This window comes from Streptomyces endophytica (assembly GCF_026153355.1).
GTDB classification, from domain to species: Bacteria; Actinomycetota; Actinomycetes; order Streptomycetales; family Streptomycetaceae; genus Streptomyces; species Streptomyces endophytica.
This window is the reverse complement of sequence record NZ_CP110636.1, coordinates 6,378,890-6,395,231: the sequence shown is the minus strand read 5'-3', so window position 1 is coordinate 6,395,231 and position 16,342 is coordinate 6,378,890. Positions and strand designations below refer to the sequence as shown.

The window sequence follows — 16,342 nt, the reverse complement described above, 5'->3', positions numbered from 1 at the left end:
ATCACTATTCCATTTGGCGCTTGAGCGGGATTGAAACCACCTTGTCGACCTGCCGTTGAAGGATCTCCGTGGCCCAAGGAGTAGATCCCAGCGCTTTCCCCTTTACTGTTCGTATCCCAACTACAGGTGCGGCAGCCCGTACGTGGCTGGAGAGAGAAACCGCCGCCCTAGCTTCTTCGTAGAGGTGGCGCAAAATCCGGACATTTTCATACGTGCGGCCGATTTTCCTCAATTCTTCCTCGGCTACTGCAAGTCGCTCGCGCGCTTCGCCCTCCTCCGCGAACCCCTCTCGTACCTTGCGGGTTGCGCTCTCTATTTTCCTATGTAGTCGATCATTGGGCAGCTCTGATATTGCACACTTCACTTCTGCTAGCACTCTCAGTGCCGGCTCGGGGGCTTGGCGGCAGTTGTTTAGTGCAGCCTGGAGTTCCTCCATAAGTGGCTCGACTTTAGGCGCTACTGTGAGTCGAAGTTCTCCAAGGAGCGAGGTTTCCTGTTTCAGCCAGTCTGCTCTCATGTTGTCGACCCTCCTTTTGCGCGACCGCACTTCCTTGGAAGCAGCGTATGATTCCCTTGCGAAGTCATCCTGGGCTGCACGCAATTCCCGCCGTATGTCATCAACGGCGGTGGCCTCTTCCTCGAAGGTCTCTATCGCAGATTTGAGGAACGGGTATATGTCGAATTGGGATGACGTAGGCAAGACGAGAATTCGCTTCTCCCACATGGAGGCTACCGCTACGCAAGGAATGAGAGACTCACTCAACCCCAGAAATTTGGCCATTTCGTTGACTGTGGACGTTACGGCCTTCACGCCGGCTCGCTTTGTACTTGGGCGCCTTTCCGAGATGGCGGCGCCTACTTGCAGAGGGTCTTGCCCTCGCTTCACTGGGAGGGCCCGCCAGAACGCCCTGTCCCATTCCCTGTCGTCGACCATGGCGGTCTCAATTCCTGGAGCACCCAGCGCTTCGGGCTCAACCCCTGGGTTGGCGACGGTAGTCATGTGAGAACCCTTAGATGCGTCAGGGCTTATGACTGCGAAGTGCTCCCGAGTTACACTGTGGAGGCTACTCCAGGACGCCATCACGCTGGAAATGAGTTGGCCACTGTCGGCCTCGCGCCCTATGGCGAGAACTATTCCCGCATAGTCGGTCTCTTCCGCTGCGGTGAACGCCCGTTCCAAATATTCGGCAATCGGAATTTTGATGACGAACATTGGGCATCCTCCCTACATCGGTTCCAAGCTATAGCAGATCGTAGAGTCTGGCCCGTGGGGCGCACTCTCCTCGGGGACTGCGTGGTTACAGCCGGTGGAGTGGGGCGGAATCGTCACCGAGCGCCAGATCCCGCAGGTACCGACTCACCGGCTCGACCTCCCGGCCGACCGCATCGACCACGAACCACGGCAGCGAAGTTCTCTCCCCTTTCACCGCCGCACCGATCGACGGCAACCGGCCGCGGCCATCCATCAGATCCCGATGCACGGAGGACATTCCACGCAACGAGGACATGCCGAGATCCCCGGCACCTACCAGCCGTAACAGCAGCGGATCACCAACTTGGTGCAGTCAACAGACCAACGTCCGCAACGCGGCTGTGGTCGGAGAGCGTCCAGGCGTCCACGTCGTCGCACTCCTCACACCCCTCGCACGGGCAGTACCTCAAGGCGTGAGGGGCAGCGGGGTACGGGGTGGGGATGTGGCCGGCCTGGCGGACGCCGGCCTCGTCGGGGAAATCGGCGACGACGAGGTCACCGGCATGCACCTCGTGGGCGCGAACAGCCACGGCGTTGCCGAGGTGAGCCCGTACGGCAGAGGTGGGAAGTCGTCGGCGGTCGGCCGGTCGGTGAGGGCAAGGGTGTCGGAGCCGTCGGTGAGGGTCCGGAAGCGCATGGCGGAGCCTCCGGGGCAGGAGGTAGCGGGGGGCGGGCAGCCCATGGGCGGGGATGGCGACAAGGAGTTCGTCGGCATTGTTGAGCCGGCACACCGGGCCCAGCCCGTCGCGCGCCCAGGCGGCGAGCGCGACGGGCTCTGTGAGGTAGGTGAACGGGGCCGCGCGGTGCTGGCTTCACAGCGCGCACGGCACCCCGGGCCGGCGGAGCGCGGCCGGGCGACGTATGGGATGAAGCCGTACGGCAGGTAGCTGGCGGCGCCTACCTAGTCTGATGTCCTCGTGCAAGGGGCAGATGTCTAATGCCTTCGACGGTTGCTCTACCTGCCCTTATTACCGTGCATAGAGGGAACGTCAGGTCGGCTCGAATCCGCCCCCGGAGCCGATTGCTCCCGTCCACTTGACGCCCTAGGCTCCTGCTTCTGTGTGTTCATAGTGATCACAGAACCGCACCGCCACGGGGAAGCACGTGACCTACGACCAGGATTGGGACCGCCAGCTCAATCCGTTCCGTTACAAGGCTGACGGATCGCTCACAGATGCCGCCAAGCGGCAGAACGCGACGATGGAGCTCAACTCCTCAGGGAGCAAGGGAAGCGGGGGTGCAGGGAGCGGAACTCAGGAGACCTCGGTCCGAACGGCCGCGCTGACGAAAGCGGCCAAGGCGTTGGAGGATCTCCGGGGCGATACCGACAAGGTGGATCAGCACGCGCTGTCGGAAACCGATGTCGCATCCAGCGCACTGGGCGGCTGGCAAAGCTCTCAGGGGCTTTCCGCACTGCACAAGAGGTGGGCGGACGAGTCCACGCATCTGAGCACGATGCTGTCCGACGCCGTCATGAAGTTGCACAACACCACCAGTTCGTACGAGCGGACAGACCACTCCGAGAAGTCCAGGATGGACTCTCTTGACGGTGGGAGGAACTGATCATGGTTGCGTTCTCAGACCTCCTCCACGCCGACCTCGGCAAGCTCCAGGCAGCAGCGGACGAATGGAGGCTGCTGCCCAAGAAGTACCAGGGCCTGCATGAGCTGTTCGAGGCACGTGTCACCAAGCCCCTGAAGTCCGACTGGCACGGGCAAGCAGCCGACCAGGCGCAGCTGTCGCTCACCAAGGTCAAGGAGCAGTACACCGCGGCGGCGCAAGAGGCCCACGCCATTGCGACTCTGTTGCTGGACGCCCACGCGGAGTTCAGCGCCGCACAGAAGAAGCTCCGCCGGATCATCGATGAGGAGGCGCCGGCCGAGAAGCTCCAAGTGCTGGACAACGGTATGGTCATCGATACCGATCCGGGCACCCAGGGTTTCATGGCCGGCGGATACAGCGATGTCTTCCACCCGGACCGCAAGGCAAAGATCGAGGACATCCAAAGGCGCATACAGAAGGTGCTGCGGGATGCCACCGCAGCGGACGAAGCCGCGAACTGGGCGCTGCGTCAGGACGCCAACGGCAACAACGCCTCCTTCAACAAGAACATCTACACCTCGTTGGACTCGGCCCGGGACGCCAAGAAGGACATGGCGGAGGCTCTGAGACTTACCAAGAAGGGCGAAGATCTCACCACCGACGAGTTGGACCGGCTCGGGAAGATCCTGTCCAAGCGCAAGACCGACATGGTCTTCGCGGAGCGGTTCGCCACCACGCTTGGCCCGAAGGGCGCGCTGGAATTCTGGCGAGAGGCGTCCGGGCCCAACTCCGGAGAGCGGGGCCCGGAGCGTAACGCCGCCCTCGCGCAGTTGCAGGCCGGTCTCGGTTCCACACTCGGCATCGCCACACAGAGCGACAGCGTGGCGATGGACGAGTGGAAGGAGAAGATGCTGGCGCTCGGGCCGCAGACCATCGACCCGGGAGGGCCAGGCGGGCCGAGCGCCAAGGGGTACCAGCTCATGAGCAGCCTGATGCGCAGCGGAAGCTACGACACCGACTTCCTTAACGACTACGGTCGCAGCTTGGTGTCCTTCGAGCGCACCCACAAGGCACTGACGCCGCAGCTGCTGTGGGCACCCGACTCCGTCATGGCCCGGGTCGACTACTCGGGTGAAGGAGGGGGCAGCGACCCCATGAAGGGGTTGATGGATGCCTTGGCGAAGAATCCCGAGGCCGCCACCCAATTCTTGGATCCGGGCGTGAACAACGAGGACGATCGCCTCAAGTATCTTGCCGGCGAACGGGAATGGCCGAAGGACACCTTTGACGGTAAGACAGGCCATCACTCCTTGGCACTGGCGATCGAGGCGGGAGCAACCGGACCTGGCGGTGACTCCGAATACGGCTCGCGTGATCACACTGAAGCACAGACCAGGGTCATGCGCGACGCTGTCAACGCCCTCGGAGGCGAAACACCGCCCCGAATCGTAAAGACCACGACGAGATTCGCCCGTACAAGCCGCTCCTGAGTGACATGCGGGGCCCTATCACTAATGTCCTGCGTGATTACGTTTCCGAAACGCACGACGCGCTTTCCGGGACCAAGGATGACGTCGCGGTTCGCCTTGACCCTGGAGCCCTCACCAGGACCATGCGGGGAGTCGCAGAGGATCCCGAATCCTTCCGCGCCCTACACGAAGCTGAGATCAAGCACGTGGCGCATGGGCTGGCTACGTTCCAGCCCGATGTCAGTCCCAAGGTCATGAACGGTTTCATGAAAAACGCGGCACACGCTATGGGAGCTTATGACGCGGTTCAGGCAGACGTCATTCTGGATCACAAAGAGAGCGAAGCAGCAGCAAAGGCGTGGCAGGTGAAGGCTGCTCAGCACGTCGTTTCCGCGGGTGCCACGAAGATTCCCGGTGTCGGCGACATCGCCGTGCGACTCGTGGACGCCGGCGCCAAGGCATGGTTGGACAACGCGACAACCGACATTCAGCTAGACGCCAATGGGAAGCTTGAGGCGAACGCTCGTGCCGGCAGCGAGAGTGTAAACAAGATGGTCGCCACTTGGTACACCGAACGCGGTTTGGACCCTGACGGCGGGGACGCCGACGACGACCAGCACGAGGCGAATAACACCTACGAAAGCGGTCTTACTGAGGCCGGGCGCTCTCTAGGACGTGGAGATAACTAGTCATGGGATCCACAGTGGGGGAGCGTCGGATCGGGGACCCTAACCCCCGGATTATTCGCATAAAGCGCAAGCGATGGCTGATCGCTGCGCTTATCTTCCTTGTGGTAGCGGTGCCCGGCGTCTTCTATTTCAGCGGGGCGTATGACAGTTGGAATGATGGTCGATCCCTTTCCAATGCCTGCCGGGGAAGTATCGAATCGTCCCAACTGAAGCAGCTCCTGGGCGTGGACAGCCTAACGGCAAAGGATGCCTCTGCGGATGACCATCCGAATTTTGACTCAGGAACCCTACACCGCTGCATAGTCTCCTCCAAGGCCAACGGAAACTATCTCGATGTTTCCCTTGACTGGAATGGCAATCCGGACGGAGGGCTCGGTGAACTGCGAGATGGTTCGTTCGGCCGAGATTTCGGGCCGGTTTCGCCCATCGGGCATGGTTGGCGCGGCGTCGTGACCGGGGCAGAGGATCGAGGTGCAGCTGTTGTCGTCATGAGCTGTTCAAACAAGGGCCGCGACAGAAGCCTGCTCGTGACGTTGGACGGAACTTTCAGCGCTGCAAGTTCAGCCCAGAAGACGCGGCTGGGATTCACTGCGGTGCACACCGCTGAACGGGCAGCCAAAGCGTGGGGTTGCAAGACGGATCCAGGCCGCGGCCAAGTCAATGTTATTCCGGGCAACAATTCCATGAAGCCCGAGCTTCCAGGGGTAGCCAAAGGGACCTGCCAAGGGATTCGTGTCAGCGGCATCGGCTCGCACGCAGATGGAAATGCACCCATTGAGGACTGCTTCATCCAGGCGAAGGATGGACGCGGAACTCAATACATCATGAGTGCTTACTATTACCCATTCGACAAGGCGTACGGAAGGTACAATATCCGCTCCGGAGAAGGCGGTGACGAAACGTACTACGCCGCCGCGGAGTGCCGAAATGGACACCGAGCTCGCTACGTCATCGGGAGCTGGAGTAATTACCGCGGACGCGATATCGATGGCTCTGAAACGTTCTCCGGTGATGCAGTTCGGGGGAAGAAGCAGGCGTTGAAGGAATTCGCCACCCGGTCCGCGAAGCGCCATGGTTGTACAGATCTAAAATTGCCGTGACGGTGCTCAGTCGCAGGTGGCCATGTTCGCGCGTCAGCATGCTCGCCGATGGTTGGTGACCGCTTCATCGCAGATACGCCGGTATGCCCCCTGAACGTGGAGCCGGTCACCAGCTGCGACGCTACGTCTTGCGTCAGCCAGGATTGCGTCGCTTTCAGGACAGATATGGCACGCAGCGGCGACCGCTAGGAAGGTGGTTGACCTGGCGTTCTGATGGGGGGTTACATGGGTTCTCTGCCTGTGGCGTCAGGCTTCAAGCGCAGCACTAAGTAGGGCACACCGGGGGGAGTTTGCAGGTGGCCGAGGAATATCGAGTTGATTTGAGCGCGCTTCAGCAAGTCATCACGCGTCTCAACTCGCTGGTGGACACCATGGATGGGATCGGGACCACTGCGGAGTACAAGACCGAGCTACCAGAGGGGTATCTCGGCCAGGGGTTTGCCGAGGAATCTGGGCTCCGCAATGCGCACAGCAGGATGAAGCGGGAGATTGCGGCCATGGTCGCCGAGCTGAGGCACATGATGGCCGATGCCGGCAAGAAGTCGAGAAGCGTGCACGACGACTATGACAGCCGTGAGCAAGAGGTCCGCCGGTCCATGCGCTGAGGCGGGCTGCCGCCGACTCGATAGGTGAGTCGGCACAACGGGGAGGAATGAAATGGGTAGCGGGGGTGGGCACTCCACCAACTTCTCAAGCCATACGCTTGAGTCGCTGAAGGCCATGGTGCGCGACGCAAAGCCGGACAAGGTCGACGAGATCGCCGACCACTGGATGTACGTGCACGACCAGCTTGCCGGTGAGGCGCCGGACGGCAGCGTGAAGGATCTGCTGGACAAGGCCGTGGCAGATGTCCGTGAGTACTGGCACGGCGCAGCGGCGGAAGCCTTCGAGGAGCGGGCAAAGAATCTGAGCACGAGTCTCGCGAATGGCTCTCTGTACGCGAAAAATACGGCGCACACTCTGAAAGCCGCGGCGATCGACCTTCGCAATACTCAAAGGGCCGTCACGGCTCTACAGGATTCCGAAGCCGCATCGGGAAGCGGCAACGTCCTTGAAGCGATCGGCTCTAAAGTCCAGGACGGTGCGGACTGGCTGAGTGATTTTGGTGCTCGCAGCGATGACACGCTGAAGCAGGATCTCGCCAACGGCATGAACTCCAGCGATGCACTGGACAAGCACCGGGACACGCTGTCCCGAGGGCGGGAGATCGCCTTGCAGGCGGCCGCCCATATGGAGAAGCTCGGAGCCTCGTACAACGTCAAGTCGAATCAGCTGGCGCCACCACCACCCCGGGACCGGGAGAAGCCCATCTCGCCGCCGGATTCGACGGTGCCGCCGCCAGATGTGGCAGTCGCCGTGGTGCCAGCCGTGGCGAGCCCGCGGAGGGGAACGGGGAGTGCCGCTGGCGTGTCTAGCCGGAGCGCACATGGCAGCACGTCACCAGCGGGTGGTGCTGCTTCGCCCCAGCCTTCACGGGAGGGCGGGGGTACAGGAGGCTCTAGCCGGCCCGGGACGCGTCCTCCCGTGCCGCAGGCGCCGCGTCCTGGTACGGCGCTGGACGGTGTTCGTGGAGGTGTAGCCAATCCCGCCAGTCCTCCTGGCGTTGGCTCCGGCGGACCGGTGGTCGGGGCACCTGACAACTCCGGTGCGGGCACCGTCGGGCCGGGCGTGCCTGGTGCTGGTCCGGTGGTTGGCGGACGCGGTCCTGCGGGCGGTAAATCGGTGCGTCCCGGTTCACCGGGCGTACCGAGTAAGACTCCGGGCGGTCGTGCTGGTTCAGGAAGAACCGCTATGCCGGGTGCTCCTGGCCAACCGGGTCAGTCAGGACGACCACCGATTGCCGGCGGAACGGGCCCTGGCGCATCTGGTAAGGGCGGTGCTCGTGGCCGACAGGGAGGGCTCGCGCGACGTCCCGGTGGTGTCATCGGGGAACCGAACAAGCCCGGCGCACCGGGGCGGGGCTCGCAGGGTGGCTCAGGTTTGCATCGCAGTCGGGGTGGCGCTCTGAACGGCCGTTCGGAAGGATCGTCTCGTTCGCGTGGTCCGCTGGGCGTACCGGCCAACGGGCGGTCCACCCGTGAGGACAAGGAACGTCGCAAGTCACAGCGTCCTGATTATCTCGTCGAGGATGAAGAGACCTGGGTTTCCCAGCGGGACGTTGTGCCGGGAGTTGTTGGCGTTCCGGCCTCTGAGGAGTCGGAAGACGGCGGCGTACCGGTAGAGCGTAGCCATGCGGCAGAGCCGGGCAGTTCGGAAGGAAGCAGCAAGGCGTGACGTTCAAGCGATGGATGAGATCGGCGGGTGGGACGGCGCTGCTGTGCGCGGTCGGTCTCGCGCATGTAGCACCCCCGGCAGCCGCGGATTCCATTCGCGATCGTCAGTGGGCCTTGTCGGCATTCGATGCGGACGCGATTGAGAAGGTATCCACAGGTCGGGGGGTGACCGTCGCTGTCATCGACACCGGTGTCGACGGGACCCACCCCGACCTCGTGGGCAATGTGCTGCCCGGAAGGGACCTTCTCAAGGGCAGCGGTCGTGCCGACCGTGAAACAGAGAACTCACATGGCACTGCCATGGCTTCCTTGATCGCCGGCCATGGTCACGGGCCCGGAGGCGGGTCCGGCGTCAAGGGGCTCGCTCCTGGGGCCAAGATTCTGCCGCTGCTTGTCAACACTCAGGATGGCTTGCGGGTGGGCACTGGCAAGGGGGAATCCCCCGTGTCGCAGGCGATCCGTTATGCCGTCGACCACGGAGCGACAGTCATCAATCTGTCGCTGGGGGATACGTTCAAGATTACCGACCTGGACGAGGCCGTTCAGTATGCGCGAAAGAAGGACGCCGTCATTGTTGCCGCGGCCGGCAACGACGGCGTTGCCGAGCCGAACTACCCCGCGAGCCTCCCCGGCGTGATCTCGGTAGGAGCGGTCGACTCTTCAGGAAAGATCTGGGAGAAGTCCAACTACGGGTCCAACAACATGCTTGCCGCACCAGGAGTGGACATCCCCGGGGCGGGACGCGACCACGGCTATCGAAGCGGCACAGGCACCTCCGATGCCACTGCCTATGTCTCAGCTGCCGCCGCCCTCCTCCGCTCCAAGTTCCCCAACCTCACGGCTGGCCAGATCGTCAACCGCCTGGTGAAGACAGCGCAGTTGCCAGACGATTTGAAGGGTACGAACCTCCCAGACAAGCACTACGGCTATGGGTTCATCCGCCCGTTCAGCGCCTTGACCGAGGACATCCCGGCAGGCTCGCAGAACGGTCCGCTGCCGGCTCCCCCTCGGCTTCACCGGTTCCCACTGGCCCGTCCGATGCCTCCTCCAACGGGGGTAAGGCTTCGGCCTATGTCATCTGGGGTGTCGTCGGTGTCGTAGTGCTGGGCCTCGTGGCCGTGCTGGCCGTGGTCTTCGTCAAGCGCCGGCGCCCGGTCGCACCGCCACCCTCCCCATATGGCCACCAGCAGCCCGGCCCGCCCTTCCAGTAGTAACAGGCCCCATTGGCAACCGTCACCATCAAGCGCCCTCCGCGCGCCACGCCTCCTGACTACTTAAAGGGCGAGCTGCAGCTGAAGGCGCCGCCCAGACTGCCGGAGCACAAGGGCGAATCCGCTCTCCTGACGCTGCTGCCCATGGCGGGTATGGCCGGCACGGCGGTGTACTTCTTCCTGCCCGGCTCACCACCGTTCATGAAGGTGATGGGCGGCCTCATGCTCATCTCCGCCGCCATCGTGGGGGTGGGCCAGTTGGTCCGTGCCCGGTGCGGCTCGTCGTCAGGCGTCCACGCGGCGCGTCAGCAATACCTGAAGTACCTGGCCCGCACTCGTGAGGAAGCACGGAACACCGCACGCGCCCAGCGCTTGGCGGAACTCTGTATCTTTCCCGAGCCGGCACAGCTGTGGGCGGTCATCGCTGAACGCACACGACTGTGGGAACGCCGACCCGGCGACGACGACTTTGCCCAGGTACGCATCGGACTGGGGCCACAGGCTCTGGCGACCCGCCTTGTGGTGCCGCAGGCCGGGCCTGCGGAAGAGTGGGAGCCGCTGTCCGCGCATGCACTGCGACACTTCGTTGCAGCGTACGAGTACCTCGACGAGCTGCCCCTGGCGTTGTCCCTGCGGGCTTTTCCGCGGCTGACGATCAGGGGCGATACGGACACCGTCCAGGGTTCGGTCCGGGCGCTGGTCTGCCAACTGGCGGCGCTGCACTCACCGGATGATGTGTGTATCGCAGTTGTCACGGCTCCGGGGGCGGCTGTGGAATGGGAGTGGATCAAGTGGCTGCCGCACGCCCGTACCGCCGAACGGGCAGCTGCTGACAGCCGACGTGCGCAACGACTGCTGATCTATTCCTCGCTCAACGAGCTCGCAGAGGACTTTGCCGAGGACTTCTCCACGCGCCTCGCCTGGGAAGCGGATGCCCAGCCGCTGCTCGACCGGACCCATGTGGTGATCCTTCTGGATCCCGGCCCCACGACGACATTCGCGTGGCCATTCGACCGTGACGGTTTTCTGGGCGTGACCGTCATCGACCTCGAAACGGCCACCGGTGGCCAGCAACAGCGCCCCAGGTCTGGAGGCGGGGCCTACCGAGTGGATCGCCGACCGGGTATGGCTGTCGAGCCGAATACCCTGACCCTCGTCTCCACTTCCGGCTCCACCTACACGGGCACTCCGGACACCCTCAGCTCAGTCGAAGCCACAGCACTCGCCCGGGCCCTCTCCCCGCTGCGGACCAGCGACGACGAGGACGAAGACCCACTGCTGGGCAAGCTCGACTTCACGGAGCTCATGGGTATCAACGACCCCACAACCTTCACCCCAACGCCGGGGCATCTCGTTGTGCAGGACCGCCTGCGCGTACCCATCGGCGTGGGCGGCGATGGCAATCCCGTTGTCCTCGACCTCAAGGAGGCATCCCAGTCAGGAATGGGTCCGCACGGCTTGTGTGTCGGCGCCACCGGCTCCGGTAAGTCCGAGCTGCTCCGCACCCTCGTCCTCGGCCTCGCCGCCACCCACAGCTCCGAGACCCTGAACTTCATCCTCGCTGACTTCAAGGGCGGTGCGACGTTCGCCGGCCTGGCCGACCTACCGCACGTAGCCGCATTCATCACCAACCTGGCCGAGGACCTCACCCTCGTCGATCGCATGCAGGACACCCTGGCCGGTGAATTGCTGCGCCGTCAGGAGCTGCTGCGCTCCAGCGGCAACTTCGCCAATATCGGCGCCTATGAGCGAGCCCGAGCAACAGGGGCACCACTTCAGCCGCTGCCGACGCTGCTGATCGTCTTGGACGAGTTCAGTGAACTGCTGGCTGCCAGGCCCGAGTTCATCGACGTGTTCCTGCAGATCGGACGCATAGGGCGTTCGCTCGGTGTACACCTTCTGCTTGCTTCACAGCGGGTGGATGAGGGCCGGCTGCGCGGCTTGGACACCTACCTGTCATACCGACTGGTGATGCGCACTTTCTCGGCCGAAGAGTCCCGCATCGCACTTGGCGTCGCCGACGCATACCACTTGCCCAACGTCCCTGGAGCGGGCCTTCTGAGTCACGGAACGGAAGCCCTGACCCAGTTCAAGGCGGCCTACGTCTCTGGCCCCTACCGTCCCCGGCGCGCGACCGCCTCCGGTGTTCGAGAAGACCTCTCCCCAGTGCTGTTCACCGCCGAGTCCATCATCGAGGGCACCGATCCATGCCTGACCAGCGATGATGAGGCACCGCCAGAGGCAGGCGGCACAGAACCTTCCGTACTGGACATTCTGGTGGAGCGTCTCCGGGACCACGGACCGGCGGCACAGCAGGTCTGGCTGCCCCCGTTGGAGGACTCCCCTTCTCTTGGCGATCTGCTTCCCCCGCTCACGGTCACTCCCGAACGGGGCCTGCAACCAGTCGAGTGGAGGGAGATGTCCCTCGTCGTCCCACTCGGCATCGCCGACGTGCCGTTCGAGCAGCGCCGGGAAACCCTTCGGTACGACTTTTCCGGCTCACAGGGCCACGCCGCGGTGGTCGGTGGCCCGCGGTCGGGGAAGTCCACCCTGCTGCGCACCCTCATCACGGCGTTTGCGCTTACGCATACCCCCCGCGAGGTGCAGTTCTATTGCTTGGACTTCGGTGGTGGCAGCCTGTCGACCCTGTTGGACCTCCCGCACGTGGGGAGCGTCAGTTCCCGCCTGGATGCGGCCAAGGTGCGACGGACCATCGCGGAGATGCGGGAGATCCTCGACGAAAGGGAGGAGTTCTTCCGGGCCCATCACATCGACTCCATCCGGACGTACCGCGGACGGCGAGCCGTGGGGCACTACTCCGATCACCTCTTTGGAGACGTCTTCCTGGTCATCGACGGCTGGGGCTCCTTCAAGCGGGAGCATGAACAGCTGATCCCGGACGTCGAAGCCATGGCCACTCGGGGCCTTGCCTACGGCATTCACGTCATCCTGACGGCCGGGCGGTACAACGAGATCCGTCCTGCTCTGAAGGACCAACTCGGTACCCGGCTGGAACTTCGGATGGCCGATCCGCTGGATTCCGAACACGATCGCAGACGCGCTCGCAATGTGCCCACCAACCGCCCCGGACACGGCCTCGCCCAAGGCGGCCTGCACTATGCCGCCGCACAGCCGCACGCCATTTGCCCGCATGGCACGCACGAAATTACGGATGCCGCTGAGAGCTCCGCCGAGCTGATCGCGGCTGTCGCATCCCACTGGCAGGGGCCGGTGTGTCCACCCGTACGCATGCTCCCCGACCGCCTGCACGTGGACGCCCTTCCCAAGGCGAGCGAAACACCCGATCTCGGCTTCGCTGTGGGCTTCGACGAAACGGCGCTCGCGCCGGTCTACCTCAACTTCGACACCGATCCGCTCCTGGTGGTCTACGGCGAAAGCGAGTCCGGGAAGTCCTCGCTGCTGCGCCTGCTCGCCCGGCGGCTGGCTGAACGGCATCAGCCCCATGAAGCTCTGGCGATCGTCGGAGATTACCGACGGGGGCTGCACGGACAGCTCCCGGAGGACCACGTGCTGCACTACGCTCCCGCCTCGGCATCGCTCGAAGACGGCCTGAAGCGCCTCGTCCCGATCTTCCAAGCCCGAATGCCGACCGAGGAGGTCACCGCCGAGCAGATGCGCGCTCGCAGCTGGTGGCACGGCCCCGAGATCTTCATCGTCATCGACGACTACGACCTCGTCGCACTCCCCTCCGGGAATCCCCTCGAAGCACTGGTCGAATTGCTTCCCTATGCCCGCGACATCGGCCTCCGCGTCATCGTCGCCCGCAGTACCGCCGGCGCAGCCCGCGCCTCGTTCGACCTGGTGACCCGACGCCTCAAAGAGCTCGGAGCCGTGGGCGTCATTCTGTCGGGCAACCCCGATGAAGGACCGCTGGTAGGCAGTACGAGGGCTGAGCCCATGCCGCCCGGGCGGGCTCATTTGGTCTCTCCTCGGCAGCGGTCCCGCGTCATTCAAATCGGCTGGTCCTCCCCCAGGTGAGCCAGTGGGGACAGGCCAGCGCTCGACGGAAACCAGCAGCTAGGCAGCGATCTTCGCCGCTAATAGCCGCACACGTCTCCATCGCCCCGCCCAGTGCGGGGCGATGGACACGCGCGAAGCGACCGGTCAGCCGTGCCGATCCGAGCCGGGCTGGGGACAGGGGCGAGCTTCCTGTCCGGTCAGAGCTGGGCCCGGTCGCCGATGTACCGGGTTGTGTCACAGGCGACCCTGCCGATTCCAGCGAACTTCACGCAGATCTTGGTGTCGGTTCCTGTGTGCATGGTGGGCCAGGTATGCGAGAGCGTGTTGCCGATCCGGCGGGCCTGAGCCGTGCTGACACGCCTGCCGTTCATGAAGACCGTGACAGCTCTGTGCCGGGTCCCTCGCGAAGGGTTGGTCCAGATGCCCGTGATGGAGTTGGACCCGTTGCGGCCCTTGAGCCGGATGCAGACCTGCGGCCCTGAGAAATCGTGCGTGCAGCTACTGGTGTCGGCGACTGCTGGCTGCGCGCTCAGCAAGGGAAGCAGAGCTGATGCTGCCGCGAGGGGAACACCTCGCCTGATAACCGGCCAAATCGTCACAGACTTCATACACGGTCAACGCGTCAGCTACGGAAAGGCATCGCCTGCAAGTTCGCGATCACTCGGCGGGGCGGGTATTGCGCACGGATTGACGGCTTGTGCCCCAAGAGCCCGCTTTGCCTCACAGGTCATCCCGCGAGGCTAGTTCGCCTCGCGCGCGAAGTCGGCCGCCAGCCGGCTGGCCATCCGCCGCCCGCGGCAGAGGTGCCGTGGCCAGCGCCCGATGTAGCGCGCCCTGGCCGTGGAGCTGGACGATTCCGGTTTCCACCACGGCGTGCTGGCCGACTTCCGCGAGCGCAACGGAAGAATTGACCTCTCAGTCTCGCAGCCGCTGGAAGGCCCTCCCTTGGCGTGACGCCTGAAAAGCCCTATCGCGGAAGCGATAGCGGTCCTTCGTCGGAACGGTCGTGAGTATTTCCCGCTTGCCTCTCACTGTCGTCTCTTGCGGATGCGGTTCACGTCGCCGCCGATTTCCACAATCAACGAAAGTCCTCTTGATCAGCGGCTTCCGCTCTTCGTGAGCGGCGAGGTTCGGTGGTCGTGTTCCAGCCGCGATCATCTTGGAGGTTGTCCGCATGGCCCCTATTTTGTTCGTCGCCGCATCCCTGACGTTGTTGTTCACCCACACCGGCCCCGCGGTGTTCGCTGAAGCGAGCATGAGCGTTCGGCCCGGGCGCGGCCGTCACCGCCGTGTCGCCCGAGGACGGCATGCCGCGCGAGGGGGGCGACGATGACTCCGACGCTGCCCCACAACAACGAGGTAGTCCGCGTGCTGTGGCGCTGGGCGAGCGACACCCCCAATGCGGTGTCGCGGGCCCGGACCGCACTGCGCTGTGCGTTGGATCAACTCGGCTACGGGGGCGAGACGCTGGATGATGCCGTGTTGGCGGTGTCCGAGCTCGCCTCCAACGCACTCGAACATGCGCCGGGGCCGTACGAGGTGCGGCTGCGTTTCACCGCTTCGGGCCTGATCTGCGAAGTGGCGGACAGGGCCCCTCAGTTGCCGGCAGTCCCCGCATTTCCGGCAACAGGTCCGTTCGAGGTCGACCCATCGCGGCGCGGTGGTGGCCGGGACGCGTTGCTAAAGGCCATTTCCGAGGGAGGGCGGGGACTGCATGTGGTCCACCAGCTCACTAGCGGAGCCTGGGGTTTCGCCGCGGAGGAGGGAGGGCGGATGAAGGTGGCCTGGATGGCGATTCCGGGCAGATGATGCCGATCGCGCGTGGCTTGCGGCCAGGTGGGCGGCAAGCCACGCGTTCGCCTCGGCGCACCGCGGGCTCGTGGCGTGTCTGTCATAAGTCCGTCAAGAGGGGGGCGGCTCTTCCCGATACGAGTGGAAAGCGCGGCGCAAGCATTTTCAGCTTGCAAATGATCACCCAGGGTTGTTATTTGTGGGCTCTGAGTGATGAAAGGTGGGGGTCATGACGATGCGTGGACGAGTGATACGGCAACTGCGCTGGGGCTGCGTAGCCGCCGCTGCTCTGGGCTTGGTGGGTGGGTGTACCGGAAGTCCGTCCGATGCCAAGCCGTCCGAAGGGACTGTAACGACTGGGGTAGCACGCACGCCGGGGACCGCGCACGCGGACGCGATTGCCGCCTACCGGGCAATGTGGAGCGATCTGACCGCTGTAGCGGCGGCCCCCGACCCGCAGTCTCCGCGCCTCAAAGGGCATGCGACGGCCGGCGCTCTCGAGTTGATGAAATATGGCCTCAGGAAAGCAGTGAAGGAGGGCGTTGTCACCAAGGGCGCCCCGCGGTTGGCTCCGACAGTCGTTTCCGCACGGGACAGCAGGGTCGTCATCCGGGATTGCGTCGATGGCACCGATTGGCTGGAGTACAAACGGAGTGGCGAGCTGAAGAATGACGTGCCGGGTAGCCATTTCAAAACTGACGCGACTGTCCGGCGAGCCAAGGGCATCTGGAAGGTCACTGATCTCTACATGCACGAGTCCGGCTCATGCTGATCAAAGCCATCAGGCGAAACAGTCGGACCTGCGGTTTGGCTGTGTGGTCGGGAATCCTTGCGATTTCACTCTCAACGTGGCCTGCACGAGCGGACGGGAGGGATCTGTTCGGCGGAGTTACATGCGTTCCAGGTGAGTGCAGCGCAGAAGCGAAGAGCGTCACGAAGCACCCGGGAGATTCCGGGAAAGACGGGCCGGCTCGACAATCCTCCAGAGGGCGTACGGAACCCGACAGTGAGGAAGCGAAGGGCCCTTCAGAGAT

The 16,342-nt window shown here is 63.9% G+C and carries 14 protein-coding genes; 10 read left to right on the top strand and 4 right to left on the bottom strand.

Translation table 11 applies throughout. From position 1 onward, the window contains the following. Positions 1 to 4: 4 nt before the first annotated feature. Entirely contained in the window at positions 5 to 1,213 is a 1,209-nt protein-coding gene (locus tag OJ254_RS28515; RefSeq protein ID WP_265364677.1) for a hypothetical protein, read from the bottom strand. An 85-nt stretch (positions 1,214 to 1,298) separates the two neighbouring features. Then, on the bottom strand, positions 1,299 to 1,481 hold the full coding sequence (locus OJ254_RS28510; RefSeq protein WP_265364676.1) for a hypothetical protein: 183 nt from the start codon (positions 1,479 to 1,481) through the stop codon (positions 1,299 to 1,301). Positions 1,482 to 1,695: 214 nt separating this feature from the next. On the opposite strand from OJ254_RS28510, the gene OJ254_RS28505 reads away from it, so the two are divergent. From OJ254_RS28505 to OJ254_RS28480, 6 genes are all read left to right on the top strand, one after another. Further along, positions 1,696 to 2,139: a hypothetical protein gene (locus OJ254_RS28505; protein WP_265364675.1), complete on the top strand. Its 444-nt coding sequence runs from the start codon at positions 1,696 to 1,698 to the stop codon at positions 2,137 to 2,139. A 217-nt stretch (positions 2,140 to 2,356) separates the two neighbouring features. Next, positions 2,357 to 2,815: a hypothetical protein gene (locus tag OJ254_RS28500; protein WP_265364674.1), complete on the top strand. Its 459-nt coding sequence runs from the start codon at positions 2,357 to 2,359 to the stop codon at positions 2,813 to 2,815. 2 nt (positions 2,816 to 2,817) lie between these two features. Then, positions 2,818 to 4,284, top strand: a complete 1,467-nt coding sequence (locus OJ254_RS28495) for a DUF6571 family protein (protein WP_265364673.1) — start codon at positions 2,818 to 2,820, stop codon at positions 4,282 to 4,284. A gap of 185 nt (positions 4,285 to 4,469) precedes the next feature. Then, positions 4,470 to 4,952, top strand: a complete 483-nt coding sequence (locus tag OJ254_RS28490; protein ID WP_265364672.1) for a hypothetical protein — start codon at positions 4,470 to 4,472, stop codon at positions 4,950 to 4,952. 2 nt (positions 4,953 to 4,954) lie between these two features. Next, positions 4,955 to 6,052, top strand: a complete 1,098-nt coding sequence (locus tag OJ254_RS28485; protein ID WP_265364671.1) for a hypothetical protein — start codon at positions 4,955 to 4,957, stop codon at positions 6,050 to 6,052. 296 nt (positions 6,053 to 6,348) lie between these two features. After that, positions 6,349 to 6,657 (top strand): hypothetical protein, encoded by a 309-nt coding sequence (locus OJ254_RS28480; RefSeq protein WP_265364670.1) that lies wholly within the window; start codon positions 6,349 to 6,351, stop codon positions 6,655 to 6,657. Between the two features lie 1,495 nt (positions 6,658 to 8,152). Here OJ254_RS28480 and OJ254_RS28475 read toward each other — a convergent pair. After that, positions 8,153 to 8,284: a hypothetical protein gene (locus tag OJ254_RS28475; RefSeq protein WP_265364669.1), complete on the bottom strand. Its 132-nt coding sequence runs from the start codon at positions 8,282 to 8,284 to the stop codon at positions 8,153 to 8,155. A 38-nt stretch (positions 8,285 to 8,322) separates the two neighbouring features. Between OJ254_RS28475 and mycP the strand changes: the two genes are divergently transcribed. Further along, the gene (gene mycP, locus OJ254_RS28470; protein ID WP_265364668.1) at positions 8,323 to 9,426 is read left to right on the top strand and encodes a type VII secretion-associated serine protease mycosin; all 1,104 of its coding nucleotides are present in this window, start codon (positions 8,323 to 8,325) and stop codon (positions 9,424 to 9,426) included. Between the two features lie 122 nt (positions 9,427 to 9,548). Continuing rightward, positions 9,549 to 13,535, top strand: coding sequence for a type VII secretion protein EccCa (gene eccCa, locus OJ254_RS28465; protein ID WP_265364667.1), 3,987 nt, complete (start codon positions 9,549 to 9,551; stop codon positions 13,533 to 13,535). Positions 13,536 to 13,714: 179 nt separating this feature from the next. Here eccCa and OJ254_RS28460 read toward each other — a convergent pair whose 3' ends face one another. After that, a complete protein-coding gene (locus tag OJ254_RS28460; RefSeq protein WP_265364666.1) occupies positions 13,715 to 13,888 on the bottom strand; it encodes a hypothetical protein in 174 nt (57 codons plus the stop codon). Between the two features lie 958 nt (positions 13,889 to 14,846). Between OJ254_RS28460 and OJ254_RS28455 the strand changes: the two genes are divergently transcribed. After that, positions 14,847 to 15,326, top strand: coding sequence for an ATP-binding protein (locus tag OJ254_RS28455; RefSeq protein WP_265364665.1), 480 nt, complete (start codon positions 14,847 to 14,849; stop codon positions 15,324 to 15,326). A 211-nt stretch (positions 15,327 to 15,537) separates the two neighbouring features. Then, complete coding sequence (locus tag OJ254_RS28450; protein WP_265364664.1) at positions 15,538 to 16,080, top strand: hypothetical protein; 543 nt, start codon at positions 15,538 to 15,540, stop codon at positions 16,078 to 16,080. The last annotated feature ends 262 nt before the right edge of the window (positions 16,081 to 16,342 follow it).